Origin of the sequence: Roseixanthobacter psychrophilus, assembly GCF_043195195.1 — a bacterium.
Taxonomy (GTDB): Bacteria; Pseudomonadota; Alphaproteobacteria; order Rhizobiales; family Xanthobacteraceae; genus NCEH01.
Genome location: NZ_JBAFWT010000009.1, coordinates 1 through 26,518, shown reverse-complemented (window position 1 = coordinate 26,518; position 26,518 = coordinate 1). Strand labels below are relative to the sequence as shown.

The following is a 26,518-nucleotide window of genomic DNA, read 5'->3' as shown; positions in this document are numbered from 1 at the left end:
CGCCTCTCAGGGGGTGACGACGATCTTGCCCATGACCTCACGGTCACGGATCATGCGCAGGCCCTCGGCGGCCTCTTCAAGGGGCAGTACCTTGTCCACCACCGGCTTCAGGCGTCCCGCCTGGATCATGTCCATGAGCGCGGACAGATCTTCATGGTAGAAGCTGTTGGAGCCGATCACCTTCAGCTCGAAGCTCCAGATGTAGCGCAGGTCTTCCTTGGGATCGTGGCCGGCGGTGGCGCCGCATACCAGGATCGATCCGCCGCGCTTTACGCATTTGAGCGATGGGGCCCAGGTGTCGCCGCCGGTGAAATTGATGACCACATCCACCCCGCCCTCATAGGTGCGGCGCTGCGGCTTGCCATACTTCTCGTTGGCCCATCTGGAGAAGTCCGTGGTGCGATAGTTGACCACGTGGTCGGCACCGAGCTCCTTGAGCCGCGCCATCTTGTCGTCCGAGCCGGCGCAGGCGATCACCTCGCAGCCCATTTCCTTCGCGAGCATCACGCAGCCGGTGCCGACGCCCCCCGAGGCGCCGAGGATGAGCACTTTGTCGCCCGCCTTCACCGTCTTGTGGGTCACCAGCATGCGGTGGGCCGTGCCATAGGCCACGGGGAGCGCCGCCGCGTCCACGAAGCTCACGTCGCCCGGCATCTTGATAAGCTGGCCGGCGGTGACGGCGCAATATTCCGCCATGCCGCCGTCGAGCATCTCGCCCATCAGGCCCTTGCCCGGATTGAGCGGGTTCACAAGCACCCGGTCGCCGACGCTCCAGCCGGAGACGCCTTCGCCCAGTTCGACGATCTCGCCGGCCATGTCGAGGCCGATGATGACGGGCAGCGGCACCTTGATGCCGGGCATGCCCTTCACGGTGAATACGTCGTGATAATTGAACGAGGAGGCGCCGACGCGGATCAGCACTTCGCCCGGCTTGGGGGCGGGAACGGGATAATCGTTCACCACCTCGAGGTCGTTCACCTCGCCGTGCTGCCGCAGCAGCAGGGCCTTCATGGTCCTAGACATTCCTGATCTCTCTTGCTGGTTATGCGGGCCGCCTGCGGCGACCCGAGGGTTTGGTGACGCGCGCGATGGGTCACTTGATGGCTTTGGAAGCCTCGTAGGGGGCGGCGTTGAGGGCGGCGTCGGGCAAGGTGCCCTTCACCGCGCCGACGCTCTTGAACACCTCGAACTCCGCCTTCAGCGAAGCGATGTCGGCTGGCTCCATGGAGACGGTGTAGATGCCGTCCCAGAGGGCCGCATAGGCCTTGGCGTCCGCCTCCGGGATGTTGCCGGCCGCCATCAGCGCCTTGGCCACCCCGTCCTTGTCAGCCTTGCCCGCCTGGAAGGCGTTGCGCATGCCGGCGATCACCTTGGCCGGGGCGCCGGGATTCTCCTTCATCCAGGCATCGCGCATGAGGCCGACCCCGAGCACCGGCGGGGCATCCTTGCCGGTGATCTTCTTCCACTCCTCGCGGAACGTGCCGATCTTCCTCATCTTCAGTTCGGGCAGGAGCGCGATGGTGACGGTGCGCAGCGCCGCCGCATCGATCTCCTTCTGGGCGAGGAACTGGGCGAGGCGGGAATCGTTGCCCGGCACCGCCTGGAAGTCGGAGGCGGCCATGCCGTAATTCTTGATGAGGATCGCGGAGGTGATCGCCGCCGTGGCGCTGCCGGCAGGCGACATGCCAATCTTCTTGCCCTTCAGGTCCTCCATCTTCGTCACCGGCGACTCCGCCAGCACCACGAAGTCCAGATCAGCCACCTGGGTCGCGAGCACGATGCTCACGGGCAGGCCGTCGGAGGCGACGGACAGCGCGCTGCCGGCGCTAGCGCCGATGGCAAAGTCGATGGCGCCAGCGGCCATGGCCTTGGTGGGGGCGTTCACGTCCGGAAACTTGACGTACTCCACCTCCAGGCCCTGCTTCTCCATGAATTTTCCGGCTTCAAGGAACGAGCCGAAGCCGAGGCTCACGCCGGAACTCCAGTAGCCGATGCGCACCTTCGCGGCTTCTGCCGACCCCATGGACAACGTAAAAGCGATCGCAGTTGCGAGGATATGAAATTTCTTCATAGATCAGACTCCGGTTGTAACGCCAGTGTTGCTTTAAAAATGTAGAACTCAGATGGACTGACGTTCCCTCCAAGAGAACAGATGCCTTTCAAGAGGCTTTAGGACGATGGATTCAAGTGCGATCATCAAGGCGACGAGGGTGAGGGTCCAGGCGAAGACCTGATCGGTCTGGACCAGATCCGCGGCCTGCCGCAGCCGGTAGCCGATGCCGCTGGACGCCCCCAGCGTCTCCGCCACGATCGAAACCCGCGCCCCGAAGCCGAAGGCGAGCCGCGCCCCGGCGAAGAACAGCGGCAGGATGGTGGGCAAGTAGATCTTGGTGAGGACTTTCGCCTTCGACATGCGGAAGGTCTGCGCCAGTTCCACATATTCGCGGTTCACCGTGCGCGTGCCCTGCCAGACATTGGTCAGGATCAGGGGCATGGCGGTCATGAACACCACGAAGATGGTGGTCCAGTTGGATAGTCCGAACCAGATCAGGGCGAAGATCGCCCAGATGGAGGAGGACACCGTGTTGATGATGACTAGAACGGGCTCGAACAGCTCTCCGAGCACCCGGCTGGCGCCCAGCACGATGCCGAGCACCGCGCCCACCACGGCGGCGATAGAAAAGCCGACGATGATGCGCCAGAAGGTGATGCCGAAATCGGTCCAGAAGCTCGGCGTCTCCACCAGCGTGGTCCAGGCGCGCAACACCCGCGCCGGGCTCGGCAGGATGAAGGCCGGGGTGCCGAGGGAGGCCACCTGCCACAGCAGCAGGAAGCCGGCGACAAGGATGAACCGTAGGATGATCAGTCGCAGCCGGCGCTCCTGACGGACCTGCTGGGTGGTGCGCCGGGCGGCGGAGAGGGCAAGGGTCATGAGGCGCGCTCCGTTCAAAGGCTGAGCCGCAGGAGCCGCACGTCTTCCGCCACTTCCGGAGACAGCGGATTGCGCGGATAGGGCAAGGCGACTGTGCGGGTCTCCCGGACGCGGCCGGGGCGGGGGTGCAGCACCACGATCTTGTCGGCGAGCACCACCGCTTCCTCCACGTCATGGGTGACGAAGATCACGCTCATGCCCTTGAGGGCGGCGATCCGCAGGACTTCGTCATGCATCTGGGAGCGGATGGAGGGGTCGAGCTTGGAGAAGGGCTCGTCCATGAGCAGGATCACCGGCTCGGTCACGAGGCTGCGGCCGAGCGCGGCGCGCGAGCGCATGCCGCCGGAGAGTTCGTGGGGATAGGACTCGGCGAACTTCTCGAGCCCGACCAGCTCCAGCACTTTGCGCACCCGCTCGCGCCGCTCCGCACGGGGTACGCCGAAAGCTTCAAGGCCGAGCCCGACATTCTGCGCGGTGGTGCGCCAGGGGAAGAGGCGGTCTTCCTGGAACATGTAGGCCATGGTCCGCCAGTCGCGGAAGTCCCGCGATGGCACGTCATTGAGCAGCACCTTGCCCTGGTCCGGCTGGACCAGGCCAGCAATGATGTTGAGCAGGGTGCTCTTGCCGCAGCCGGAGGCGCCCACGAGGGCGACGATGGAGCGCTCGGGAACCTCCAGGTCGATGTTGCGCAGCACTTCAAGCTGCTCCCCATCGCGCCGCATGAAGCTCTTGCCGATGCCTTCGAGCCTGACGACGCTCACCGATCACCCCCGGCGGCCGGCAAGAGCAGACCCGTTGCTTGACCCACGGGCAGCAGCGCCGCGGAATCCCGCAGGCTCGCCACCACCTTCTCCATGGTCATGTCGCGGAAGGTTTCCACATGGCGCCGAGCCACTTCCGCCGCCGCGTCGGCATGGCCGGCGACCAGATGCTCGATCAGAAGCTTGTGGTCGCTGTCGATGTTGGGCCGGATGCCCTGCACCCCGAAGCCGAGCGCCACGAGGCGGGTCATCTCGTCCAGGAGGCCGGAGAGCGTGCGGCACAGGCGCTGGTTGCCCGCCGCCTCGGCGATCGCCATGTGGAAGGAGCGGTTGGCTTCCAGGAAGAAGTCGATCTGGTTTCCCACATCGGTAGTCAGCTTCACCCGGCAGGCCTGCTCCAGCCGCTCCAGATGGGCGCGGTTGACCCGGCCCGCCGCGCCGCGCGCCGCCACCGGCTCCAGCACGAGGCGAAGCGCGAACACCTCCTCCACGTCCTTCACTGTGATGGGCGTGACCCGGTAGCCATGGCGCGGCATGGAGGCGACGACGCCGTCCTGGATTAGGCGCTGGAGGGCGATGCGGCAGCTCGCCTTGCCGATTTCGAGGCGCTCCATCAGCTCGGCCTCGGTGAAGCGCGTGCCAGGCAGAATGCGGCAGGAGACGATCTCCCGGCGAAGACTCTCGTAGGCTTGGTTCCCCTTCAACGTGGAATTGGGAACTTCCAGCACCGAGCAGGTGCTGGATGCCTGGGCGGGTGCACGTTCTTCGGTCACCTGACCTCTCCTCACATCAACTGTGAGAAGCCTAGAAGTTCATTGTAAGCCCCTCAAGGCGAAAGAAGTGGCATCGCATGGAATATAGATGCATTAAAAATCAATAGCTTATCCAATGGCGCGCCAAAACATAGGCGGAATGGTGAGCATCTCACCGCAATGTGCCAGCGGAAGCGGCACGCTCAAGGCGACCATCTGGGAGTCCCTGATGCCGATGCAGTCCATCCTACCGCCTACGAGTCTGCCCCGGCTCGGCTCCAGATCGGAAGCCTTCGTCGGCAGCCGGTGGCCTCGGAATTCTGAACCGGCGCAGGCTTCCGGGAATCCGCTCGCAATCGGTCAAGCCCCGACTGAACCGCCCTGAGTTTGCCGGCAACTGTATTCAGGCGGCGCCGAAGCAGTTGCCATCCGCGATCATGCGGTTGAGCACGGTGAGCAGCTTCCTCGCCGTCGCGGTGAGTGCGGCCTTCACGGTTTCCTGCCTCTTGAAGCTTTTGGCGGAAGGCTCGAAACATCGTCGAGTAGTGCGTGCAGCGCAGCACGGTACAAGGCTGTCCTGACGGAGGGCCCTTCCACCACCGATAACCCGCTTGGCTTGCCGTTGGCCACTGTCTCGGGCGATTGGGGGGAGGCCCGCAAGAGAGACAATTTTACGCCGATCGGTCTTACCGATTTCTGGCAGCTCGGCCATCAAGGTTGCGGATACGATTGCGCCGACACCGGGTACCGATTGGAGCGCGCGGTCTATTTCAGCTAATTCGGGCGATGACCGAATGATCTCGACGATCCGAGCGTCGGCCTTTTCGATGCGCCGCTTCAGAAGCAGGATCAGGCCCTTGATGTCGGCTCACCGGCTTTGGCCGGTGAGCCGCCGCCGCTCTACGCCGCCGTCCGGGCGCTGGACTGGAGCACCCACCACCGGGACCTCTTCGTCTGGGTGGGCTGCGAATTTCACGACTTCCGCGCCCTACGGCGATTCCTGCGGGACGAGGTGAAGCTGCCGGCGTCCCAGGTCGTCGCCTTCTCCCATTGGCGCCGTGGGATGAGCGAGGAGGACATCATCGCCATCGGCGGCGACGCGGTGGCCGTATGAACTCGCCCTCGCATGGCGTCGATGACGGCCTCCCCTGCAAGCCCCGGCTTCCGTCGCTCTCGACCTTGCGGCCGTCTATCGACGGCGCACGCTGCGCAAGCAGGCGGCGCTCCTGCTGCTCGGAGCGGCGCTCCTCGGCTCCATGATGCTCGATCTGGCAGTTGGACCGGCCGACTATTCTCTCGCGGACATTGTCCGCGCGCTGGCCGCCCGCTCCACCGCCTTGGCGCGGGCCCCTTGGGCGCGAGGCTCGGGTCAGCCGCGCACCTTGATCATGCGCAGGGGATTGTAGGTGAGCACGTCCTTGCCGTCGGCGCGGCGCACGCAATTGAAGGTGCGCACGAGGCCGCGGTCGCCGCGAGAGGTGAGGCGCGCCTCCACCACTTTGCAATAGACGGTGATGGTGTCGCCCACCACGGTCGGCCCCTTCACCTTCACGTCCGCCTCCAGGAAGGCGAGTCCGGTGTCCTGCATCATGGGGAGCATCAGCCCTTCGGCGAAGGCATAGACCAGCGAGCCCGGCACGACGGCCGAGGGCAGCGCCATCCCGTCGCGGTGTGCGGCGTTGGTAAACAGCTCCTCGGATCGAAACGGATCACGCGAAAGCCGCGCGCCGCCAGGTCTTCGCAGAACGGGTCGGCCCAGCGGATCATCTGAACGCCCAATCCGGCGATCAGCAGGATCGGCGGATCGGCCTCGCGGCCGAAATGATCCCAGGCCAGATCGATGCTATTGGCTTTCGCGATGTTCATGGGCGTGCTCTTTCCGGGGTTACGCCGGGAGCTGCAATTCGACGAGGGAAGCAGGCGCTAGTCCTCCAGGGCCGCGGCTCGATGGCCGAGGCCCGCCATATAGGCGCCGTGGCTCGCGAAGGCGAGGAAGGCGGCGGCGACGCTGCTCTGGCGGACCAGCATCGCCCTGTTCCATCTCTCGCCCTCCGGCCCGATCAGCAACGGCCCGCCGGCGCCGAGAAACATGACGTCGCCGCTGCTCTCGCGCAAGAAGGGCAGCGTGGGCCTGAAATACAAATTGACGGACCGTGATAGTTGACGTTGCGGAATGTAAGCCTCACGCGAGCCCGATGCAATATACGGCGCCATTGCCCAGTCGGCCGAGAAGAGATCGCCCGATGGCGAGACGGTCAGGCCTACCGGGGCTGGAAAGACCATCGACGAACAAGCTCGTGCGGCCGTTGTCGAAGACCTGGTGGATGCCCATTCCGCCGTAATCGACCACGAAGACCCGGCCGCTTGCAGTCTGTGCGATCCTCGGACCCGGCGTGCGCAATGCCTCCCCGGTCTCGATCCGGCGTCCGTTGCCGCGCAAGATGGTCACGCCACCGCCGATAATGGAGACGGCGAACCCATTGTTAGGACGTTAAATGGCCCCGACCGGTGTTATCAGACCGGAGACAGCGACACTGCGGGTCTTGGCGGCCTCGAAGGCGAGGATCTCGTTGGTGCGCCGGTTGACGACAAGCAGCCGTCCCGCCCGATCGAAGCCCAGCCCCGCTGGCGTCGCGAGCCCCGAGAGCCAGGGTTCCCGGTTGCCGTCGGAGTGAAACGATAGATCTCGTCGCGAGAATAGGAAGCAACGTAGATGTTGCTCTCCGCGTCGATCGCGAGATCCGAGGGGCCGGACAAATCACTCGCGAATGTCGTGCGCTTTCCGTTCGGCTCGACGCGGGAGATCCGGCCGGCGCTCCATTCTGCCGTATAGAGATTCCCGCTTTTGTCGAACGCCATGCCGATCACCGAGCTGAAGCCCGTCCAGAGACGTTCGGCCCGGTTGGTGCCCTGTGCTGGGGCGGGTGATCATGGAGAGCGATGACGGCAGGAGTGCAGTTGAGATGATTGCGGAAAGCATTGAACGTCGGTCGATCATTCGCTTTCTTCCTTACGCTGTCGCGAGGGCGGGTTGCTCTTGGCGAACTCTTCCGCGGCGATGCGGATCGCCTGCTGTGTCGCAGGATAGTCGCTGTAGGCCGCGAGATTGACCAGCGTTTCGATAATCTTTTCCCGGCTCGCACCAATGTTCAAGGTGGCGTTGATGCGGACCTGCAAAGGGGTTTCCGTCGTCGCGGAACCGATGGGCGCCAAAACCGCGCAGACGCTGAGCTCACGGGTCTTCAGATCGATGCCATTGCGCGAGAACACCTCGCCATAGGCATGCTCGACGATCATGCGCCCGAGGTCCGGTGCAATGTTGTCGAAGCTACGGGAGGAATTCCTTTACGATGAGGACTTCGTTTGCGCTGACCGGGTCGATCATCCTGACCTCGACGGTTCCCTCGATATTCGTCGCTACACGTCTCTTCGACATCTGCAGGTCTCGAGAACGGAAATCCGCACGGCTATGTTGACGCGGCCCTGGTGGGTTTTTGACCTCGTCTTCCGCCCTCTTGATGACATAGAAGCGAATTCTTTCCGCATCCTCTTGGCTAAGTTGGGCTGTAAGAGCCCGTTCCGAAAGGGTGAGCGGCTGGGGCTGTCGTGACTCCAAGGGGTTGTTCAGGCCATTTTGGTGCGAACGAAACCTTCGCCTTGGAGCGGATCGAGGCGCAACCGACCTATCAACTGGTCGCGTCGTCCATCGAGAAGCGAATCCTCGAAGGCATCTTCACACCCGGTGAGCAATTGCCATCGGAACTGCAACTGGCAAGACAGCTCGGCGTCAATCGGTCGACGGTGCGCGAGGCCATCCGTGTCCTCGAGCAAAGTGGTCTTGTCTTCCGCAAGAGTGCGCGTCGCCTTGTGATCAGCGTCCCTCTGGAGACGGCTCTGGCGCGACAGATGACCCATGCCATGATCTTGCACGAGATCACCTTCCTCGAACTGTGGGAAATCATGCTGCCGCTCGAGGTCCGTGCCGACGAAGGCGCTGAATATCGACTTCCACTACACCATTGCCAAAGCGTCACGAAACCGATCAGACAATTCTGCTACGCAGCATTCTATCGCGTGATGTCCCGCCTCAGTGCGAAGGACTGCATGCTTGCATACACCGAGACATTCGAGGGTATCCGCGGATGCGATTCGAAGTACGCCATCTTTTGGATGGAAAAGCACATCATGGACTTCCGCCGGGGCTACGAGTTGGCCAATTTCGATATCAACCAGCCTGTCGATTCCGATACCGTACGCAGGTCGAACTGATGGCCGCTCGCGATGTGAGCAGTGCCGGCAAGACACCCACCGGCTCCGATCTGCATGTCGCCTCCGCGGTCGGAGCAGATGTCACCGAGCCAGCATTCTTAATCCGCCATCGAGCCGGAATACCGAACCGTTCACCATCGGATTGGCGACAATGCCGAGGACCATCTGGGCAAACTCGTCAGGGCGGCCGGGGCGCTTTGGGAATGGGACGGCATCCAAGACGCGATCCTGCACCTCTTGCGTCATGGCTTCCACCATGGGTGTGCCGAACAGGCCGGGAGCGATGGCGGCGACGCGGATGCCGTGGCGCGCCAACTCCCGTGCGGCCGGCAGGGTGAGGGAGGCGACCCCGCCCTTCGAGGCGGCATAGGCGGTCTGGCCGATCTGCCCTTCATAGGCGGCGATGGAGGCCGTGTTGATGATGACGCCACGCTGGCCTTCGGCGTCCGGCGCGTTTCCTGTCATGGCGGCCGCAGCGAGGCGCAGCCAGTTGTAGGTGCCGATCAGGTTGATGCGCACGATGCGCTCAAATTCCACGAGAGAGCCGGGCCCGCCTCGATCAACGATGCGCGCGCCCGGCGCGATCCCGGCGCAATTGACCAACATCCGCGGAACGCCGCAAACCGCGAGGATGTGGGCGAATGCCGCTTCCGAAGCCGATGCGTCGGCGACGTCGCAAGAGATGGAAAGCGCTCCGGTCTCCTGGGAGATGTTTGTCATGCCTTCTTCCCGAAGATCGATCAAGGCAAGCTGGGCGCCCCTTTCTGCCAGCAGGCGGGCGGTGGCGTTGCCGAGGCCGGAAGCGGCGCCAGTGACGATGGCGAGCGTGCCGGTGAGATCCATGTGGGATATATCCTGTTTGGGGTTGGGACGTCGGCAATCCTTCGCACCGCCGGGCGGTGCGTGCGGAGGTGGCGCGAGGTTGGGCCGGGCCGCCCGCCCGTCGTTCAGGCGAGCGTGTCGATGAAGCGCACGAAGCCTTCCAGGGGCTCACGCTCGGTGTCGAAGCGATTCTCCGGGGCGGCGGCGTCCGCGTACCCAAGCGCCATGCCGCACACCACCATCTGCGTGTCCGGAATGGCGAGGCGCCGAGCGATCACCGCCCCATAGGCGTTGAAGGCGGCCTGCGGGCAGGTGTCCAGGCCGAAGCCGCGGGCGGCGATCATGATGTTCTGGAGAAACATGCCGTAGTCGAGCCAGGAGCCGCGCTCCATGTCCCGGTCGATGGTGAAGACAAGTCCCACCGGCGCATCGAAGAACAGGAAGTTGCGGGCTTGCTGGCGGCGGATGCGCTCGCTGTCGCCCTTGGCGATGCCCAGCGTGCCGTAGAGGTCCCAGCCCACCTTGCGGCGGCGGGCTAGATAGGGCTCGCGCCATTGGCGGGGATAGTAGGCGTATTCCTCCCGGCCCGGATCCCCGGTCAGCGACAGGGCGTGAAGCTCCCGCGTGAGGGCGGCGAGCGGCTCGCCCCGCAGCACGATCACCTGCCATGGCTGGATGTTCGAGCCCGAGGGCGCGCGAGCGCCGAGTTCCAGGATGTGGGCCAAGGTTTCGTCGGGCACCCGCGTCGGCAGGAAGGCGCGCACCGAGCGGCGCGAATGGATGGCCTCCTCGGCGGTGGGCGCGGGGGCTTCAGAAGCAGTGGGCGGGGAAAGGGGCGCGTTCATTTTCCGGGCATGTCCACGGGGGTTGCCATGTCGAGATTGGCGAGCTCGTAGCCGCGCCTGAAATCGAGGATGTGCTTCTCCATCCACTCCCGCGCGCGCTTCTCGTCATGGTCGCGGATGGCGGCGTAGATGGCCTCGTGGGCTACCAGCAGGCGCTCGCCGGCATTGAGGCGCGACATCACCTTAAGGAAAGGCGGGTAGAACAGCTCGGAGATCGGCATGCGCGCCATCTGGATGGCGCGGTTGCGGGTGGCGCGGGCGACGAGATCGTGGAACTCGATGTCCAGCTCGGTGAGGTTGGTGGAGTCCTTGAGCGCCTTGCGCGTGGCTTCCAGGTTCCGCTCCAGATCCTGGACATCCTCGGCGTCGCTGCGGTGGGCGGCGGAGGCGGCAGCGGCCGGCTCGAGGGCATACATGGCCTCCCACAATTCCTCGAACGTCACCTGGTGCAGCACCATGGCGGCGGTGAGGCGCTTGGAGATGTCGCCGGAATGGGGGATGGAGGCGTAGAGCTTCTTGCGCCCCGCCTCGCGCTTGACGAAGCCGTTCTGCTCCAGCACGCGGATGGCCTCGCGGATGGTGGAGCGGTTGACGCCCAGCTTCTCCGCGAGCCCCGCCTCGGAGGGCAGCAGGTCCCCCGGCGCGATCTCGCCCGACAGGATCTTGTCCTCGATGGTGCGGGCTACGAGGCGGAAGGCGGGCTCCACCAGCACCGGGTCAAGCGCGAGCGACATCTGGGACCGTCCTCTCGGCAGCGTGGGCCTTCTCCAAATCGCGCAGCACCTTGCGTTGCACCTTCCCGGTCATGGTTTTCGGCAACTCGTCGATGAACGCGATGGCGCGGGGATATTTGTAGGGAGCGGTGACACGCTTCACGTGATCCTGCAAGGCGACCACCAGGGCGGCGTCCCCGATGAAGCCGGCGCGCAGCACCACGAAGGCCTTCACGATCTCGCCCCGCTCGTCGTGGGGGGCCGCCACTGCAGCACATTCCTGCACCGCCGGATGGTCGAGTAGCGCATTCTCCACCTCGGAGGGGCCGATGCGGTAGCCGGCCGAATTGATCACGTCATCGTTGCGGCCACGATGGTAGAAATAGCCGTCCGCATCCACCGTGCCGAGGTCGCCGGTGACGAACCAGCGGCCCTCCGGCCCCTCCACATAGGCGCTTGCGGTGCGTTCGGGATCGTCGAGATAGCCCAGCATCATCTGCGGGTTTGGGGTGAGAAGGGCGATGTCCCCCTCCGCTCCCGGCGGCAGGCGGCCGCCCGCGCCGTCGATGATGGCGAGATCGAGCCCCGGCAGGGGCTTGCCCATGGAGCCCTCCCGCGTCGGCACGCAGGGATAGTTGAGCAGCGTCATCAACGTCTCGGTCTGGCCGTAGGCTTCGAGGATGGGGATGCCGGTGGCCTTCTGCCAGCGCGCCGCTACCGCCGGGTTCAGCGTCTCGCCGGAGGAGACGGTGTGGCGCAGGTGCGAGAGGTCGTGCTCGGCGACACCGGCATCCACCACGCGGAATAGCTCGGTGCCCGGCGCGCAATAGACGGTGACGCCGTATTTCTCCAGTAGCAGCAGGCGCTGCTTCGGGTCGAACGGCCCGTCATAGAAGAAGCTCGCGGCGCCGCAGCTCCACGGGCCGAACAGGATGGAGGTGCCGGCCTTGCTCCAGCCGGTGTCGGCGGTGCACCAGATGGTATCCCCTTGCCGCAGGTCCAGCCAATGGACGGCCGAGCCGCGCCACGCATAGAGGCCTCTGGCGGCATGGAGCACGCCCTTTGGCTGCCCTGTGGAGCCGGAGGTGTAATAGAGGACGGCCGGATCGTTCGCCGCCACTTCCACCGGCGCGAATGCCTCGTCGCCCGCCGCCAGCGCGTCCGCCAGCGCCTCGAAGCCCGGCGCATCGCCGAGCGCAAGGCGCACCGGTACCTCGCGCATCACGTCCGCGAACTTCTCCGTATGCTCGGCGCGCGCGATGATGGCGCGCACCCCCGCATGGCGCACGCGATAGGCGATGTCCTTGGCGGTGAGCATCTCGATGGAGGGAATGGGCACCGCCCCGAGCTTCAGGCAGCCGACCATGGCCACCTGCCATTCGGGGATGCGGGGCAACATCACCAGTACCCGGTCGCCCTTCCTGATGCCACGCGCCGCCAGCGCCGAGGCGAAGCGGGCGGTGAGGCGCGCCATGTCGGAGAAGGAGAAACGCCGCTCCTCCCCCGCCGCATTGGCCCAGATAAGGGCGGGGCCGTCCGTCGTGCGCGCGTAATGATCCACCACGTCGGCACCGAAATTGAAGGTCTCCGGCACCTGCCAGCGGAAGGCGCGGGCCGTCGCTGCATAATCGGTCATGTTGGGGGCCATGGTTTCCTCCCGGAGCATTGCGCTCTCTTACTTTCAGATCATTTGGCTCAATTCACTTGGCTCAGACTACCTTGCCAGCCTTCAGCGCGGCGATGTCGTCGTCGCCGTAGCCGAGGCTCGCGAGAACCGCGCCCGTATGCTCGCCGAGCAGCGGCGGGGGCGAACGCAGGGTGCAGGGTGTATTGGAATATTTCACCGGAAAGCCGATCTGCGGAATGGTGCCTTCCACCGCATGCTCCATGAAGAGCAGCATCTGCCGGTGCTGTGCATGGGGATCGGCGAACGCTTCTTCCATGGAGAAGACCGGGCCGAAGGGGATATCGGCGGGTTCCAGCTCCGCCACCCATGCGTCGCGCGATTTCTGCGCGAACAGGTCGGCGAGAATCTTCTTCTGCGCGACCTCCCGCTCGCCCTGCGGCCATTGCTCGTCCTTCAGCTCGCCGAGGTCCACGGCATCGCAGAAGCGGTGCCAGAAATGCGGCTCGATGAGGCCCAGCGCCACATATTTCCCGTCGGCGCAGGCATAAACATTGTAGCAAGGCGCCTGGCCGATGAAGGGGCGCTCTCCGCCCTTCGGTTCGATGCCCGCGAATAGGTGGTCCGCGCCGTGGAGCGCCAGCCAGGAGATGGCGCCGTCATGCATGGAGACGTCCACGAACTGGCCCCGCCCCGTGGCGGCGCGCGACAGCAGCGCGGCGAGGATGCCGGTGGAGGCCATGAGCGAGCCGCCGCCCACGTCGGCGATGGACAGGCCCGGCACGATGGGGCCTTCGCCGGCCTTGCCGAACAATTGCAGCGCGCCGGCCTCGGCCAGGTAGTTGAGGTCGTGGCCCGGCTTCAGCCGGCTCGGCCCGTCCTGCCCGTAGCCGGAGATGGCGCAATAGACGAGTCGCGGGTTGAGGGCGGAGAGGGTTTCGAAGCCGAGGCCGAGGCGGTCCATGACGCCCGGCCGGAAGCCTTCCAATAGAACGTCGGCCCCCTCCACCAGCTTCAGCAGGATGGCGCGACCTTCCTCGGCCTTCAGGTTCAGAGTGAGGCTCCTTTTGTTACGGTTGAGCAGAAGGAAGGAGCCGGATTCCGCCCGGTTCAGCGGCGGGAAGGTGCGGTTGTAGTCGCCGCCCTCGGGCTGCTCGATCTTGAGCACGTCGGCGCCCAGGTCCGCCAGCATCAGCGAGCAGAAGGCGCCGGGCAGGAGGCGAGTGAGGTCGAGCACCTTTAGGCCGGCGAGGGCGAGGGGGGCGGCGGTTGGTGTGAGGGCGTTCATGGGATATCCGGGATCAGGCGGCGGTCCAGCCGCCGTCCACCGCCAGCGAGGCGCCGGTGATGTAGGAGGCTGCGGGCGAGGCGAGGAACAGGCAGGCGCCGACCAACTCCTGCGGGTGGCCGAAGCGCCCCATGGGCGTGCGGGCGGTGACGCGCTCGGCGAGCTTGGGGTTGTGGCGCAGGCCCTCGGTGAGGTCGGTCTCGAAATAGCCGGGGCCGATGGCATTCACCCGCACGCCCTTCTTCGCCCATTCAAGGGCGAGCTGGCGGGTCATCATCTCCACCCCGCCTTTGGCGGCGCAATAGGCGGTGGTCCGCGCAAGGCCCACCCGTCCCGCCACGGACGTGACGTTGACGACGGCGCCTTCGCCCTGCGCCAGCATCACCCGGCCAGCGGCGCGGGCGGCGAGGAAGACGCCGGTGAGGTTGGTGTCCACGACCGCCCGCCATTCATCGAGGCTGGTTTCCTCGGCCGCCTTGTACCAGGGATTGATGCCGGCATTGTTGACCAGGGTGTCGATGCGACCGTGGCGCTCCACCACCGTGCGGCACAGCGCGTCCATGTCGTCCTCGCGGGACACATCGGCGGCGAAACCTTCCGCGGCTCCGCCCTGCGCGGCGATGGCGGCGGCGGCCTCCTCTACGGTGGCGGCGGTGCGGCCGGTGAGCACCACATGGGCTCCGGCGGCGGCGAAGCCCTCCGAGATGGCGCGGCCGAGGCCCCGTCCCCCGCCGGTGACGATGACGATCTTGCCCTCAAGGCCGACGACGGGCGGCGCAGCGCCGGGCATGGCGATAGCGATGCTCATCACGCTGCCCTTCCGGCCGGCACGGCAGCTGCGGTCGTGGTCCGCGCGAGGCGCCGGGCGATATTCCAGCGGTGCACCTCGGAGGGGCCGTCGTAGATGCGGAAGCCGCGGACATCGCGGAAGATGCGCTCCACCTCCGTGTCCCGCGTCATGCCGAGCCCGCCGAGCACCTGGAGCGAGCGGTCCACCACGCGGAAGATGGCTTCGGAGGCGAACACCTTCACCATGGAACTCTCCACGTTCGCCTTCTGGCCCTGGTCCAGAAGCCATGCGGCGTGGCGGATGGCGAGGCGGGTGGTGTGGAGGTCGATCTCGTTATCGGCGAGCATGAAGCCCACGCCCTCGTGGGACAGGAGCGTGCCGCCGAACGCCTCGCGGCGCGACGCATAGTCGGTGGCGATGTCATGGGCACGCCGCGCCGCGCCGAGCCAGCGCATGCAATGGGTGAGCCGCGCCGGAACGAGCCGCGCCTGGGCGTAGCGGAAACCCTCGCCCACCGCGCCCAGCACGTCCGTGGCGGGAATGTGCAGGTTCTCCAGCGCCACCTCCGCGTGGCCGCCGGTGAAGGAACTGTCGAGGGTGTCGAGGGCGCGGGTGATGCGGAAGCCCTCCGCCGGCAGATCGGTGAGGAACATGGTGGCGCCTACGTCCCGGCCGTCCACGAAGGTGCGCGCCATGACGATGGCGAAGGCGGCGCCCTCGGCGCCGGTGATGAGCCACTTCACGCCGTTGAGCACGAAGTGGTCGCCCTCCTTCACCGCTGTGGTCTTCATGAGGGAGGGGTCGGCGCCGGCGCCCGGATGGGGCTCGGTCATCAGAAAGCAGGAGCGGGTCTCGCCCGCCGCCATGGGAGCGAGGAAGCGAGCATTCTGCGCCGAGCTCGCCACCTCGGCGAGGAGGTGCATGTTGCCTTCGTCCGGCGCGGCAATGTTGAGCGCCACAGGACCCAGCAAGGAATAGCCGGCGGCCTCGAACACCACCGCCTTGCCGAGGTGCGAGAGGCCGAGCCCGCCCCATTCGCGCGGCACGTGTGGGCTCAGCAGGCCGGCGGCGCGGGCCTTCTCGACAAGGTCGAGGCGCAGATCGTCGGTGGGGCCGTGGGCGGTGCGGCGGGGATCGGCTTCGAAGGGCAGGATCTCCTCCCGCACGAAGGCCGCCGTCCGGGCCTCCTGCGTCACGAGTTCTTGGGGAAGCGCAAAATCCATGGGGCGTCGCCTCAGAATGTCTTGTCGTTGACGATGTCGAGGGTGAAGTCGAACAGTGCTTCGGTGAGCTGGCCGAAGCCGGCATAACGCGGGTCCGCCGTCTCGCCGGCGAGGTGCCGAGCGTGGAGCTGTTGGAACACCACGCCGAGCTTCAGCATGGTGAGCACCCGGTAGGGCTTGAGCTGCCCTAGGTCCCGCCCGGTAGCGCGGGCGTAGGCCTGTGCCGCCTCGGCGCGAGTCAGGAAGCCGGGATGGGCCGTGGGCATCTGCGCCAGCTGGTGCATGCAGGCGGGATCGCCCTGCTCGGTCCAGTAGCTGAGCAGGGTCGCGAGGTCGAACAGCGGGTCGCCGCGCGTGCCCATGTCCCAGTCCACCACGGCGACGGGCGCGCGGGTCGTGGGATCAAGCAGCACATTGTCGAGCTTGAAGTCGTTGTGCAGCAACGTTGGCGCGGCTGCATCCGCCACCTCGGCGGCGGCGAGCCATGCGGCCACGGCGCTGGCGGCAGGTGAGAGCGCGCCCTTCGCCACCCGCTCGGCGCGGCCGATCCAGCCTGCGGCGGTGCGGGCAAAGAAGCCGGCCGGCCGGCCGAGCGTGTCGAGGCCCACCCGTTTGGGGTCCACCGCATGGATGGCCGCAAGCGTCTCCACCAGCAGGCGCGAGACGGCGGCACCGGTCTGCGCCGTGGCGGGGAGGGGAGCGAGGCTGTCGCCACGCAGGGCGATGCCATTGCGGAATTCGAGGAGCTGGAACGGCGCGCCGGCGACCCCGGCATCGGCGCACAGATGCAGGCTGCGAGGCGCCAGCGGCAGCTCCCGCCAGAGGTTTGAGAGGATGCGGTGCTCGCGCGCCATGTCGTGGGCACCGGGGGGCAGCGGGCCGTCCGGAGGGCGCCGAAGCACTGCCCAGCCCCCGTCCACTCGGACAAGGAAGTTGAGGTTGGCCAGCCCGCCCGCGAACTGGCGCGGCGCGAAGGCGTGATCCAGCGCGATGCTGTGGTCCGCGAGGTGGATGGCAACCGCGTCCCAGTCCAGCACCCGGCTCTCCGCACGGCTGCGCAGGGCAACGCCCGGCGGTGGCGACAAGGCCTGCCACCCAAGGGCCACGGCCGACGCGTCGCCCTCTTCCGGAGACGGCGACGAGAGACCGGGAGGCGTGCGTTCGGCTTCGACCATGAGGCACCAGGGTTCGTTTTGTCGGGCTAAAATTGTCGGACTGAAATTCCGAGGTCAAGTGAAAAATCGTCGCTGCATTGCAGCGCGAAGGATGTCTAATATTGAAAAAAGCTAGCAAATACGAACATTTAATTCGATATTCAGCAGATCAGGACAGTCTATTGACGATTCCTCGCCCTTCGATTTATGGTCTGATCATCATATCAAAAATGCCGGACCAAACACCGGCCTCGGGAGGAAGCGCCAATGTCTCGAAGCCCTGGCACGCATCGCGTGCCGACCCTTGCATTCGCCTGCGCCCTCGGCGGCGCGGCCTTCGCCGCCTCTGCATCCCTGCCCGCCGCGGCCCAGTCGCCGACCCCCGGCGCGGGCAAGGCGATGGAGCAGTTCGTGCCCATCGCCATCTACCGCACCGGCCCCTACGCGCCGGGCGGCTCGGGCATCTACGGTGCCTATGCGGACTATCTGGCGCTGGTTAACGCCCGCGACGGCGGGGTGAACGGTGTGAAGCTCGTCTATGAGGAGTGCGAGACCGGCTATCAGCCCGACCGCATGATCGAGTGCTACGAGCGCCAGAAGGGAAAGGGGCCCACTGGGGCCGCGGCCTTCACGCCCTCCGGCACGGGCGGCGGCTACGCCCTCATCGACCGCATGACAGCGGACAAGATCCCCTCCGTCACCATCGGCTACGGGCGCACGGATTCGTCCGATGGGCGGGTGTTCCCCTATTTCTTCCCGCTCATCTCCAATTACTGGAGCGAGAACACCGCCACCATCCGCTACATCGCCGAGCGCGAGGGTGGGCTTGAGAAGCTGAAGGGTAAGCGCATCGCCAACGTGGTGATGGATTTTGCCGCCGGCCGCGAGACGCAGGCGATCCTTGACGCCCAGGCCAAGCGCTATGGCTTCGAGGTGACCACCTTCCCCATCACCCCGCCGGGGCTGGACCAGCGCGCCGTGTGGCTGCAGGTGCGCCAGTATCGCCCGGACTGGGTGCTGTTCCGTGGCTGGGGCGCGGCCACCCCCACCGGCATCAAGGAAGCCGCCCGCTCCGGCATCGCCCGCGACCGCATCATCGGCTGGTGGTGGTCGGGCTCGGAAGAAGACGTGACGCCCGCGGGCGACGCGGCCAAGGGCTTCATCACCGCCCAGTTCCACGCCACCGGGCCGAACTATCCGGTGTTCGAGGACATCAAAAAATACGTCTACGCCAAGGGCGTCGGCAATGTGGAGGAGAACCGCATCGGCTCGGTCTACTATGTGCGCGGCGTGCTCCACGGCGTGGCCGTGACCGAGGCCATGCGCACCGCCATGGCGAAGTTCGGCAACCGACCGCTCACCGGTGACGAGGTGCGCTGGGGCCTCGAGCATCTGGTGATGACCAGCGAGCGCATCAAGGAACTGGGCCTTGAAGGCCTGATGCCGGAAATCAAGGTCACCTGCGCCGACCACGAGGGCGACGGCGCCATCCGCTTCCAGCAGTGGGACGGCGCCAAATGGGTGATGATCTCCGACTGGATCAAGTCGGACCAGTCCATGGTGCGCCCGCTGATCGAGGCCTCGGCGGCTCAGTTCGCCAAGGAAAAGGGCATCACGGCGCGCGACTGCTCCGGCGAGACCAACTGAATTCGCCCGTTCCACCCACGACCCCGCCACACGAACCGACGCGCTGGAGCGCGGGCCTCGCCCGCCCCGGCACCGGAGCGAAACCCAGGGAGAGGCACGCCATGAGCGAGCAAGGCCCCTTGCTGTCCATCGCCGGCATCGAGGTGATGTTTTCCCGTCTCGCGCTCGTCCTGCGCGGCCTGACGCTCAGCGTGCCGAGAGGCGGCATCGTCGCCCTGCTCGGCGCCAACGGGGCGGGCAAGACCACCACCATGAAGGCGGTGGCCAACCTTTTGCGCTCCGAGCGGGGCGAGGTGACGCGTGGCGCCATTCACTATGACGGCGCGCGCATCGACGGGCTCGATGCCTCCGACCTCGCCCGGCGCGGCCTCTCGCTGGTGATGGAGGGCCGGCACGCCTTCGGCACCCTGTCGGTGGAGGATAATCTGAAGGTCGGCGCCTTCTCCCGCCGCGACCGTGGCGTGGGCGACAGCCTCGACATGGTCTACCGCTACTTCCCGCGCCTGAAGGACCGTCGGCACCAGGCTGCCGGCCTCCTCTCCGGCGGCGAGCAGCAGATGTGTGTCATCGGCCGCGCCCTCATGGCCCGCCCGCGCATGATCCTGCTCGACGAACCCTCCATGGGCCTCGCGCCGCTGCTGGTGGAGGAGATCTTCTCCATCATGAGTCAGCTCAACGCGGACGAAGGCATGACCTTCCTCCTCGCCGAGCAGAACGCCTCCGTTGCCCTGCGCTACGCCACTTATGGCTATCTCGTGGAGAGCGGCCGCGTGGTGCGCGAGGGGCCGGCTGCGGCGCTCGCCGCCGATCCGGAAATCCGCGCCTCCTATCTCGGGCTCGATGCCTCCGCCGAAGCGGGTGGCGCTACGCTTGCTGCTCGTCGGCGCCCGCGCTGGCTCTCCTGACCTCCATGGCCGAAGGGACCTTTCCTCCCATGAACCATGCTCTCGACCATGCCGAGTTCGGCACCCGGCAGGCGGACGCGCCCCCCGGCGAGACGCTGCCCGGTGCCCTCGTCGCGGCCGCCCGCCGCCATGCGACGCGCCCGGCCTTGCGCCACAAGACGGGCGGCATCTGGCGCACGTGGACGTTCGCGGATTATCTCGCCCGCACCGCCGCTATGGCCCGCCTGCTCGACGGCGCGGGCTTCACCGGCGCGGGCCTGCTGGTGAGCGTGGGCGAGAACCGGCCGGAGCTTTATGCCGTCGCCCTCGGAGCGCAGGGCCTCGGTGCCGCCGTGATGCCGCTCGGGCCGGATTTCCTGCGCCGGTTCGGTGCGCCGGAGGCCGAGCCCGCCCTGGTCCTGTGCGAGAATGAGGAGGCCGCCGGCGTGTGGCGCGCCGTGAGCCGCACCAGCGCGCCGGTGCTGCGCCTCGACGAACTGGGGCCATCACCAGAAGAGGCCCGCGAGGATGGCATCGCCTGGTTCGCCTGGCGCGCCGCCACCGTCGACGGCGACCAGACCGCGCTCATCCTGCGCACGGACGGCGCGGACGGGCCGCCCCGCCCTGTGGCGCTCTCGCACCGGCGCCTCCTCGCCGCCGGCAAGACGGCGGTGTCGCGGCTGGAGCTTGTGTCATCCGACCGGCTGATGGCGTTCCTGCCCGCTTCCGGCATCGCGGACGCGGCCGGCAGCCTAGTTCAGCCGCTCCTGTCGGGCTGCTGCGTGCATTGCGTGGAAGGACCGGCGAGCTTCCCCATCGATCTCAAGGAGGTGGCGCCCACCGTGCTGCCCGCGCCCGCCCGCGTATTCGAGCTGATCGACCGCGATGCCCATCGCCGCCTTGCGGGCGGCGGGCCGCTGGTGCGGGGGCTCGCCCGTGCGGCGGAAACGGGCGCTCCTGGTGCCGGCCTCGCCTTCGCGGCGCCGCTGCGCAACACCCTCGGGATCAGCGCCTGCCGCCTCGCCTTCGTCACCTCAGGCACGCTGGAGCCGGGCGCCGCCACCCGCCTCATGGCGTTCGGCCTGCCGCTGGACACCGACCTCGGCCTCGCCGAGGACGGCAGCCCCAGCGTCCGCGCCGGCACGCCTGCCGACGAGACGACCCTGCTGCGGCGCGTGGAAGCCCTGCTGCGCAGCGAGCCTGGCATCGACCGCGCCCGCGTCACCCGCGACGCGGTGGGTCTGCGCGCGCGCATCGCGCTCGCCTCCATCGCCGGCGACACAGAGGATGACGCCGCCGCCCGCGCCGCCACGGCGGTGGAACGGGTGAATGCCCGCCTCGTTGCGGAGGGCGACGGGCAGCCTGTCTCCATCACCGCGCTGGAGCTGGCGCCGGACGGCTTCGGCCCGCAGGAGCTGACGCTGGACGGCGAGGTGCGCCACGTCATGTCCGCTGCCGTTGCCCTAGCAGCAGACGACGCCCGAACCGAGCGCGCCTCCCGCGCACAGGGGAAGGTGCTCATGGTGGTGAGCGAGGTGGCGGTGGCGTTCGGCGGCGTGAAGGCGCTCACGGACGTTACGCTGGCCATCCATGAGGGGGAGATCCTCTCTATCATCGGGCCGAACGGGGCGGGCAAGACCTCGCTGCTCAACGTCATCAATGGCGTCTACGACCCGCGCGCCGGCTCCATCACCTTCGCCGGGAAGGTGCGCGCCCGCATGCGCCCGGCTTTCGCCGCGCGCTCCGGCATCGGCCGCACCTTCCAGCACGTCTCCCTGTTCAGGGGCATGAACGTGATCGACAACGTGCTGGTCGGCCGCGCCGCCCGCTTCAGGGGCACGCTTCTCGGCAAGCTGCTGCGCCTGCCCTCCACCGCCGTAGAGGAGCGACGCGAGCGGGAGGCGGCGGAGCGCATTCTCGCCTTCCTGGAGCTGGAACATCTGCGCAAGGCTCCGGTGGCGAGCCTGCCCTACGGCGTCCAGAAGCGCGTGGAACTCGCCCGCGCGCTCGCCACCGAGCCGCGCCTGCTGCTGCTGGACGAGCCCATGGCCGGCATGACCCACGAGGAGAAGCGCGACATGTGCGGTTTCATCCGCCGGGTCAACGAGAGCTTCGGCACCACCATCCTCATCATCGAGCACGACATCGGCGTGGTGATGGGCCTGTCCGACCGCGTCGTGGTCCTCAACTACGGCCGCAAGATCGCCGACGGCACGCCGGCCGAGGTGCGCGCCGACCGCGAGGTCATCGCCGCCTATCTCGGCTCCGCCGCCGTGGGCGAGGCCGCCTGAAGGAACAGCACATGAACGATTTCTCCTTCTTCCTCGAAGTGGTGGTGGGCGGCCTGCTCTCCGGCGTCATGTACACGCTGGTGGCGCTGGGCTTCGTGCTCATCTTCAAGGCCTCGGGCGTGTTCAACTTCGCCCAGGGCGCCATGGTGCTGTTCGCGGCGCTGACCTTCGTGGGCTTCCTGGAATTCGGCCTGCCCATGTGGGCCGCCTTCCTCCTCGCCCTGGCCGCCATGCTGGCACTGGCGGTGGCCATCGAGCGCACGGTGCTGCGCCCGCTTGTCGGGCAGGATCACATGATCCTGTTCATGGCCACCATCGGCCTGTCCATCTTCCTGGAGGGCTTCGCCCAGCTCATATGGGGCACGCGGGTGCGCGGGCTGGACCTCGGCATCTCCGACGAGCCCGTGGAGATCGCCGGCATTCTGGTGTCCCAGTTCGACCTTTCCGCAGCGGTCATGGCTGCGGTGCTGGTGGCGGTGCTCTCTGCCTTCTTTTCCTACACCAAGGTGGGGCGCGCGCTGCGCGCGGTGGCCGACGACACCCAGGCGGCGCAGGTGGCCGGCGTGCCGCTCGGCTTCATCTGGGCGGTGGTGTGGGGGGCGGCGGGCTTCATCGCGCTGGTCGCCGGCCTGGTGTGGGGAGCCCGGCTCGGGGTGCAGTTCGCCCTTACCCTGGTGGCGCTCAAGGCGCTGCCGGTGATGATCCTCGGTGGCTTCAACTCCATCGCCGGCGCCATCGTGGCGGGGCTCGTCATCGGCGTCAGCGAGAAGCTCGCCGAGATATATCTCGGCCCGTTCGTCGGCGGCGGCATCGAGAACTGGTTCCCCTATGCGCTCGCCATTGCCGTCCTGCTCATCCGCCCCGCCGGCCTGTTCGGCGCCGCCCGCATCGCGAGGGTCTGACCCATGTTCTACCGTGACGCCGGGGAGCTGAAGACCTCCTACGCCCAGGAGCAGGCCATCTTCCCCGTGGCCCTCGACCGCCGGGTGGTGGTCAGTGTGGTCGTGGTCGGCGCGCTGGTGGTGCCGCTGGTGGCGGGGCCCTATTGGCTCGGCTCCATCCTGCTGCCGTTCCTGATTTTGTCGCTCGCCGCCATCGGCCTCAATATCCTCACCGGCTATGCGGGTCAGCTCTCGCTGGGGTCCGGCGCCTTCATGGCGGTGGGGGCCTATGCGGCAGTGAACCTGGTCATCCGCCTGCCCATGCTGCCGTTCCCGGTCTCCTTCGCGTTGGCGGGGCTGGTGGCGGGCGCCGTGGGGCTCGCCTTCGGGCTGCTGTCGCTGCGCATCCGCGGCTTCTACGTGGCGGTGGCGACGCTCGCCGCGCAATTCTTCATCGAATGGATCTGCACCCATATTCCGTGGCTGGTGCTGAACACCCCCTCTGGCGTCGTTTCCACTCCGACGCTCTTTTTATTCGGCTTCGCCTTCTCGTCGGTGCCGTCGCGCTACCTCGTGGCATTCGTGGCGGTGGTGGTCCTCGCGCTGCTCGCGAAGAACCTCGTCCGCTCCTCCGCCGGCCGCGCGCTGATGGCGGTGCGCGACCACGAAACGGCGGCGGAGCTGACCGGCGTCGACACCGCCCGGGCCAAGCTCACCGCCTTTGCCGTGTCGGGCTTCTATTGCGGGGTGGCGGGGGCGCTCTGGAGCTTCCTCTATCTCGGCACCGTGGAGATCGAGGCCTTCTCGCTCCACCGCTCGTTCCAAATCCTGTTCATGATCATCATCGGCGGGCTCGGCTCCATCCTCGGCTCGTTCCTGGGCGCGGCCTTCATCGTGCTGCTGCCGGTGGCCATCGCCAATGCGGCCATGGCCGATGCGGTGGCGAAGTCGACCTCGGGTCGGTTGACGTTGGCCGCGAACCCAGGCGGTACCATCTATCCCGGCTTTGCCTCCATTGAGGCGCTGAAGGAGGGGAAGGCCGAACTCACTTTCGTCAACGCCGCGAACCTTGAGCGGCTTGATCCTCGCTTCGGCTTTGTCAATCTGCCCTTCGCCCTCGACGACACTGCCATGGCCCGGCCCGCCATGCGGCGCGGCGTGGTGGAACTGCTCGACAGCCTCGCTCAGCAGCAGGATCTGCGGGTCATCGGCCTGATGCGTGGGGCGGACCAGTTGTTCGTCTTCCGCGAGAAGCGCGTCGCGGCCCCCGCTGACCTCCAGGGCTTGAAGATCCGCGTTGCCGGATCGGGCACCTATGAGGAGATCATGCGCCGCCTCTCCGCGGAGCCTGTCGTGCTACCAATTCCCGAGATGAAGCCCGCGTTCGAGCGTGGCACCCTCGACGGGGTCTTCACCTCCCCCGGCGCTTGGACCTCGCAGCTCGGGATGGCCGCCCCCAAGGCCACCCATGCGCCAGGCCTGATGATGATCACCTACGTGCTGGTGGCCCGAAAGGATGCTGTCGAGCGCCTGCCACCGGCCGATCGCGAGGTGCTGCTTTCCGCCGCTCGCACGGACATCACGGAAGGCTGGGGGCGCATGGAGGCGGATGATGCGGCCATCTTGAAGGACATGGCGGCGAAGGGAGCCGCGATCGTCACCGTGACGGATCTCAAGCCTTGGCGCGAGGCCGTCTCGCCGGTCGCAACGGCCTTCTCCAAGCGTTTCCCAGACACTTGGCGGGATTTCCAGGCCCAGATCGGGCCGCGCAGCAACTGAAAGGACCCCCAAGGCTTCCACGCGTCCCTTGCTCTGCAGACGGACGATGCCCTTCGCTTCCGGCCCTCCACGCGCGTGGAGAACGCCTGCGCGACCGGCTCGACGGCAGTACGTCATGGGGCGACGCTCATCGCCTGTGGCAGACGCGGATCGTTCTGGTCCTCAGCGTGGAAAAGATGACCGCAAGTCCCGCTGAAGACGTCCGGCGCTCTTTGGCATCTGCCAGTTACGTGAAGTAGGAGGGCGGTGAAAATGCTTCTTTCGCAGGCTTGTCTGGTCAGATTGCAAACGATTATTTTCGACGTTACGCCGATCAGTCCGATACGCTTGCTTATATAGCTGCCAAGAACCACAGAAATGGCACCCATAATCCGCTGGCTCATATGCGAAAAGACCTAGGGTATGAGTTTTGCGCGACGATTTCTGACAAGAATCCGATGGTGGCGTCTCCTCTACGGCGCACCGACGGCTCAATGGTCTCGGATGGTGCGGCAGCCCTTGTTCTGGCCGGAAGCGATCTGGCGGCAACCCGGGAAACAGCCATTGGCCTCAAAGGGGTGACACAAGTGAATGACTACCTGCCCATGAGCCGGCGCGACATGACCCGGTTCGAGGGAGCGGCAAAAGCGTGGCACGGAGCACTTGAAACGGCAAGTTTAACTCTTCTGGACCTCGACTTCGTGGAGACGCATGACTGCTTAACGATTGCCGAGCTGATCGAGTACGAGGCGATGTGCCTCACGCCCGCCGGAGAGGGCCGCCGTGCGATTCTGGAAGGTGGACAGAACCAGATGGCAGGCTGCCGGTGAATCTGCATCCAGCTCAGCAATGCACGGCTCGGCAGGGTCTTCAACATGGCGGCACCGCTGTCGCGAACTACGTCAGCATTCTGGAACGCACGCGGTGAATGCACCTGAACAGGAGGGCAAGGCGATGCCATTCGAACTCGTCCGAACGAAGGTCATTGGCCGGGTGGGATGGATCACCCTTGATCGACCGGGCGCACTCAACGCGCTGAACGCCGCGATGGTGGGGGAGATCGCGAGCGCCCTCGCCGCGTTCGGAGCCGATCCGGATATCGGTTGCGTGGTACTCACCGGATCCGACCGCGCCTTCGCGGCAGGGGCGGACATCAAGGAAGCGACTGAGCGCACCTATCCAGAGACATTTCTCGAGGATTTCCTCGCCTCCTGGGATGCGATTGCCCGCATGCGCAAACCTCTCGTTGCCGCAGTCGCGGGCTATGCGCTGGGTGGCGGTTGCGAGGTCATGCTGATGTGCGATGTCGTAATTGCTGCGGATACGGCGAGGTTCGGCCTCCCGGAAGTGAAGATCGGAGTCATGCCGGGGGTAGGAGGGACGCAGCGCCTCGCTCGTGCCATCGGCAAGGCAAAGGCGATGGATCTTTGTCTGACAGGTCGGATGATGGACGCCTGGGAGGCGGAGCGGTCCGCGCTGGTTTCGAGGGTTGTACCCGCTTCGGATTTGCTCGCCGAAGCGCAGGTCGTCGCCGAAGAGATTTCAGCAAAATCCCGCATCAGTACGTTGGCGATCAAAGAAGTCGTCAACCGGGCCTTTGAGACCTCTCTCTCGGAGGGGCTTCTGTTCGAGCGCCGGACCTTCCAAGCTCTTTTTGCAACCCTTGATCAGAAGGAAGGAATGACAGCCTTCGCTGAAAAGCGCGCTCCTCAGTTTCGCAATAGATGACAAGCGCCGGAACTATTCATGCGGATTGGCCGGCTCACGGGAAGTGGGGTTTCTATCTGCAGATTCATGTCAGGAACGAGTTAGAATTAAAATTATATTTTGTGATACTTGATGTATGACATTAGTAATTGTAGTCATACTTTAATTAATACAATT

The 26,518-nt window shown here is 66.3% G+C and carries 27 protein-coding genes and 1 pseudogene; 9 read left to right on the top strand and 19 right to left on the bottom strand.

The window, feature by feature from the left end; genetic code table 11:
* Positions 1-6 precede the first annotated feature (6 nt).
* The 6 genes and pseudogenes from V5F77_RS10695 to V5F77_RS10670 all read right to left on the bottom strand — a co-directional run.
* Positions 7-1,023 carry a quinone oxidoreductase family protein gene (locus V5F77_RS10695; protein WP_429005336.1) on the bottom strand — a complete coding sequence of 339 codons (1,017 nt, stop codon included), beginning with the start codon at positions 1,021-1,023 and terminating at the stop codon, positions 7-9.
* A gap of 70 nt (positions 1,024-1,093) precedes the next feature.
* Entirely contained in the window at positions 1,094-2,071 is a 978-nt protein-coding gene (locus tag V5F77_RS10690) for an ABC transporter substrate-binding protein (RefSeq protein WP_429005335.1), read from the bottom strand.
* Positions 2,072-2,119: 48 nt separating this feature from the next.
* Positions 2,120-2,932, bottom strand: a complete 813-nt coding sequence (locus V5F77_RS10685) for an ABC transporter permease (protein ID WP_429005334.1) — start codon at positions 2,930-2,932, stop codon at positions 2,120-2,122.
* 14 nt (positions 2,933-2,946) lie between these two features.
* A complete protein-coding gene (locus V5F77_RS10680) occupies positions 2,947-3,693 on the bottom strand; it encodes an ABC transporter ATP-binding protein (RefSeq protein WP_429005333.1) in 747 nt (248 codons plus the stop codon).
* Entirely contained in the window at positions 3,690-4,466 is a 777-nt protein-coding gene (locus V5F77_RS10675; RefSeq protein ID WP_429005332.1) for a GntR family transcriptional regulator, read from the bottom strand. Before V5F77_RS10675 ends, V5F77_RS10680 begins: the two co-directional genes overlap by 4 nt.
* 547 nt (positions 4,467-5,013) lie before the next feature.
* Positions 5,014-5,214 (bottom strand): annotated as a pseudogene (locus tag V5F77_RS10670) (transposase); the annotation flags it as partial.
* A gap of 108 nt (positions 5,215-5,322) precedes the next feature.
* On the opposite strand from V5F77_RS10670, the gene V5F77_RS10665 reads away from it, so the two are divergent.
* A complete protein-coding gene (locus V5F77_RS10665; protein WP_429005331.1) occupies positions 5,323-5,559 on the top strand; it encodes an SIP domain-containing protein in 237 nt (78 codons plus the stop codon).
* A 255-nt stretch (positions 5,560-5,814) separates the two neighbouring features.
* On the opposite strand, the gene V5F77_RS10660 is transcribed toward V5F77_RS10665, so the two are convergent.
* The 5 genes from V5F77_RS10660 to V5F77_RS10640 form a co-directional block, all read right to left on the bottom strand.
* Complete coding sequence (locus tag V5F77_RS10660) at positions 5,815-6,105, bottom strand: MaoC family dehydratase (protein WP_429005330.1); 291 nt, start codon at positions 6,103-6,105, stop codon at positions 5,815-5,817.
* Positions 6,045-6,311, bottom strand: a complete 267-nt coding sequence (locus tag V5F77_RS10655; protein ID WP_429005329.1) for an alpha/beta fold hydrolase — start codon at positions 6,309-6,311, stop codon at positions 6,045-6,047. The genes V5F77_RS10660 and V5F77_RS10655 overlap by 61 nt, the downstream gene beginning before the upstream one ends.
* Positions 6,312-6,368: 57 nt before the next feature.
* Positions 6,369-6,560, bottom strand: a complete 192-nt coding sequence (locus tag V5F77_RS10650; protein WP_429005328.1) for a hypothetical protein — start codon at positions 6,558-6,560, stop codon at positions 6,369-6,371.
* A 67-nt stretch (positions 6,561-6,627) separates the two neighbouring features.
* Positions 6,628-6,894: a hypothetical protein gene (locus V5F77_RS10645; RefSeq protein WP_429005327.1), complete on the bottom strand. Its 267-nt coding sequence runs from the start codon at positions 6,892-6,894 to the stop codon at positions 6,628-6,630.
* Positions 6,895-7,439: 545 nt separating this feature from the next.
* Positions 7,440-7,763, bottom strand: a complete 324-nt coding sequence (locus V5F77_RS10640; RefSeq protein ID WP_429005458.1) for a carboxymuconolactone decarboxylase family protein — start codon at positions 7,761-7,763, stop codon at positions 7,440-7,442.
* Positions 7,764-8,102: 339 nt separating this feature from the next.
* On the opposite strand from V5F77_RS10640, the gene V5F77_RS10635 reads away from it, so the two are divergent.
* A complete protein-coding gene (locus tag V5F77_RS10635) occupies positions 8,103-8,714 on the top strand; it encodes a FadR/GntR family transcriptional regulator (protein WP_429005326.1) in 612 nt (203 codons plus the stop codon).
* A gap of 81 nt (positions 8,715-8,795) precedes the next feature.
* Here the strand turns inward: V5F77_RS10635 and V5F77_RS10630 are convergent, their stop codons facing one another.
* From V5F77_RS10630 to V5F77_RS10595, 8 genes are all read right to left on the bottom strand, one after another.
* Positions 8,796-9,557 carry an SDR family NAD(P)-dependent oxidoreductase gene (locus V5F77_RS10630; RefSeq protein WP_429005325.1) on the bottom strand — a complete coding sequence of 254 codons (762 nt, stop codon included), beginning with the start codon at positions 9,555-9,557 and terminating at the stop codon, positions 8,796-8,798.
* 104 nt (positions 9,558-9,661) lie between these two features.
* Positions 9,662-10,381: a nitroreductase gene (locus V5F77_RS10625; RefSeq protein WP_429005324.1), complete on the bottom strand. Its 720-nt coding sequence runs from the start codon at positions 10,379-10,381 to the stop codon at positions 9,662-9,664.
* Positions 10,378-11,115: a FadR/GntR family transcriptional regulator gene (locus V5F77_RS10620; RefSeq protein WP_429005323.1), complete on the bottom strand. Its 738-nt coding sequence runs from the start codon at positions 11,113-11,115 to the stop codon at positions 10,378-10,380. The genes V5F77_RS10625 and V5F77_RS10620 overlap by 4 nt, the downstream gene beginning before the upstream one ends.
* Complete coding sequence (locus V5F77_RS10615) at positions 11,099-12,742, bottom strand: acyl-CoA synthetase (RefSeq protein WP_429005322.1); 1,644 nt, start codon at positions 12,740-12,742, stop codon at positions 11,099-11,101. Before V5F77_RS10615 ends, V5F77_RS10620 begins: the two co-directional genes overlap by 17 nt.
* 61 nt (positions 12,743-12,803) lie before the next feature.
* Positions 12,804-14,006: a CaiB/BaiF CoA transferase family protein gene (locus V5F77_RS10610; RefSeq protein WP_429005321.1), complete on the bottom strand. Its 1,203-nt coding sequence runs from the start codon at positions 14,004-14,006 to the stop codon at positions 12,804-12,806.
* 13 nt (positions 14,007-14,019) lie between these two features.
* Positions 14,020-14,814, bottom strand: a complete 795-nt coding sequence (locus V5F77_RS10605; protein WP_429005320.1) for an SDR family NAD(P)-dependent oxidoreductase — start codon at positions 14,812-14,814, stop codon at positions 14,020-14,022.
* On the bottom strand, positions 14,814-16,019 hold the full coding sequence (locus tag V5F77_RS10600) for an acyl-CoA dehydrogenase family protein (RefSeq protein WP_429005319.1): 1,206 nt from the start codon (positions 16,017-16,019) through the stop codon (positions 14,814-14,816). Before V5F77_RS10600 ends, V5F77_RS10605 begins: the two co-directional genes overlap by 1 nt.
* A gap of 11 nt (positions 16,020-16,030) precedes the next feature.
* A complete protein-coding gene (locus V5F77_RS10595) occupies positions 16,031-17,194 on the bottom strand; it encodes a phosphotransferase family protein (RefSeq protein ID WP_429005318.1) in 1,164 nt (387 codons plus the stop codon).
* A gap of 246 nt (positions 17,195-17,440) precedes the next feature.
* On the opposite strand from V5F77_RS10595, the gene V5F77_RS10590 reads away from it, so the two are divergent.
* The 7 genes from V5F77_RS10590 (at position 17,441) to V5F77_RS10560 (ending at position 26,362) form a co-directional block, all read left to right on the top strand.
* Positions 17,441-18,820 carry an ABC transporter substrate-binding protein gene (locus tag V5F77_RS10590; protein WP_429005317.1) on the top strand — a complete coding sequence of 460 codons (1,380 nt, stop codon included), beginning with the start codon at positions 17,441-17,443 and terminating at the stop codon, positions 18,818-18,820.
* Positions 18,821-18,921: 101 nt separating this feature from the next.
* Complete coding sequence (locus V5F77_RS10585; RefSeq protein WP_429005316.1) at positions 18,922-19,725, top strand: ABC transporter ATP-binding protein; 804 nt, start codon at positions 18,922-18,924, stop codon at positions 19,723-19,725.
* A 29-nt stretch (positions 19,726-19,754) separates the two neighbouring features.
* Positions 19,755-21,995: an ATP-binding cassette domain-containing protein gene (locus tag V5F77_RS10580; protein WP_429005315.1), complete on the top strand. Its 2,241-nt coding sequence runs from the start codon at positions 19,755-19,757 to the stop codon at positions 21,993-21,995.
* 11 nt (positions 21,996-22,006) lie between these two features.
* On the top strand, positions 22,007-22,897 hold the full coding sequence (locus V5F77_RS10575) for a branched-chain amino acid ABC transporter permease (protein ID WP_429005314.1): 891 nt from the start codon (positions 22,007-22,009) through the stop codon (positions 22,895-22,897).
* A gap of 3 nt (positions 22,898-22,900) precedes the next feature.
* Complete coding sequence (gene dctP, locus V5F77_RS10570; RefSeq protein ID WP_429005313.1) at positions 22,901-24,655, top strand: TRAP transporter substrate-binding protein DctP; 1,755 nt, start codon at positions 22,901-22,903, stop codon at positions 24,653-24,655.
* 269 nt (positions 24,656-24,924) lie between these two features.
* The gene (locus tag V5F77_RS10565; protein ID WP_429005312.1) at positions 24,925-25,464 is read left to right on the top strand and encodes a thiolase C-terminal domain-containing protein; all 540 of its coding nucleotides are present in this window, start codon (positions 24,925-24,927) and stop codon (positions 25,462-25,464) included.
* A 124-nt stretch (positions 25,465-25,588) separates the two neighbouring features.
* Positions 25,589-26,362, top strand: a complete 774-nt coding sequence (locus tag V5F77_RS10560; RefSeq protein WP_429005311.1) for an enoyl-CoA hydratase-related protein — start codon at positions 25,589-25,591, stop codon at positions 26,360-26,362.
* Positions 26,363-26,518 lie beyond the last annotated feature (156 nt).

Excerpts from the sequence above, each read along its gene's own strand:
- V5F77_RS10695 (WP_429005336.1), bottom strand. The coding sequence starts at position 1,023 with ATGTCTAGGACCATGAAGGCCCTGCTGCTGCGGCAGCACGGCGAGGTG.
- V5F77_RS10690 (WP_429005335.1), bottom strand. The coding sequence starts at position 2,071 with ATGAAGAAATTTCATATCCTCGCAACTGCGATCGCTTTTACGTTGTCC.
- V5F77_RS10685 (WP_429005334.1), bottom strand. The coding sequence starts at position 2,932 with ATGACCCTTGCCCTCTCCGCCGCCCGGCGCACCACCCAGCAGGTCCGT.
- V5F77_RS10660 (WP_429005330.1), bottom strand. The coding sequence starts at position 6,105 with ATGGCGCTGCCCTCGGCCGTCGTGCCGGGCTCGCTGGTCTATGCCTTC.
- V5F77_RS10655 (WP_429005329.1), bottom strand. The coding sequence starts at position 6,311 with ATGAACATCGCGAAAGCCAATAGCATCGATCTGGCCTGGGATCATTTC.
- V5F77_RS10630 (WP_429005325.1), bottom strand. The coding sequence starts at position 9,557 with ATGGATCTCACCGGCACGCTCGCCATCGTCACTGGCGCCGCTTCCGGC.
- V5F77_RS10625 (WP_429005324.1), bottom strand. The coding sequence starts at position 10,381 with ATGAACGCGCCCCTTTCCCCGCCCACTGCTTCTGAAGCCCCCGCGCCC.
- V5F77_RS10620 (WP_429005323.1), bottom strand. The coding sequence starts at position 11,115 with ATGTCGCTCGCGCTTGACCCGGTGCTGGTGGAGCCCGCCTTCCGCCTC.
- V5F77_RS10615 (WP_429005322.1), bottom strand. The coding sequence starts at position 12,742 with ATGGCCCCCAACATGACCGATTATGCAGCGACGGCCCGCGCCTTCCGC.
- V5F77_RS10610 (WP_429005321.1), bottom strand. The coding sequence starts at position 14,006 with ATGAACGCCCTCACACCAACCGCCGCCCCCCTCGCCCTCGCCGGCCTA.
- V5F77_RS10605 (WP_429005320.1), bottom strand. The coding sequence starts at position 14,814 with ATGAGCATCGCTATCGCCATGCCCGGCGCTGCGCCGCCCGTCGTCGGC.
- V5F77_RS10600 (WP_429005319.1), bottom strand. The coding sequence starts at position 16,019 with ATGGATTTTGCGCTTCCCCAAGAACTCGTGACGCAGGAGGCCCGGACG.
- V5F77_RS10595 (WP_429005318.1), bottom strand. The coding sequence starts at position 17,194 with ATGGTCGAAGCCGAACGCACGCCTCCCGGTCTCTCGTCGCCGTCTCCG.
- V5F77_RS10590 (WP_429005317.1), top strand. The coding sequence starts at position 17,441 with ATGTCTCGAAGCCCTGGCACGCATCGCGTGCCGACCCTTGCATTCGCC.
- V5F77_RS10585 (WP_429005316.1), top strand. The coding sequence starts at position 18,922 with ATGAGCGAGCAAGGCCCCTTGCTGTCCATCGCCGGCATCGAGGTGATG.
- V5F77_RS10580 (WP_429005315.1), top strand. The coding sequence starts at position 19,755 with ATGAACCATGCTCTCGACCATGCCGAGTTCGGCACCCGGCAGGCGGAC.
- V5F77_RS10575 (WP_429005314.1), top strand. The coding sequence starts at position 22,007 with ATGAACGATTTCTCCTTCTTCCTCGAAGTGGTGGTGGGCGGCCTGCTC.
- dctP (WP_429005313.1), top strand. The coding sequence starts at position 22,901 with ATGTTCTACCGTGACGCCGGGGAGCTGAAGACCTCCTACGCCCAGGAG.
- V5F77_RS10560 (WP_429005311.1), top strand. The coding sequence starts at position 25,589 with ATGCCATTCGAACTCGTCCGAACGAAGGTCATTGGCCGGGTGGGATGG.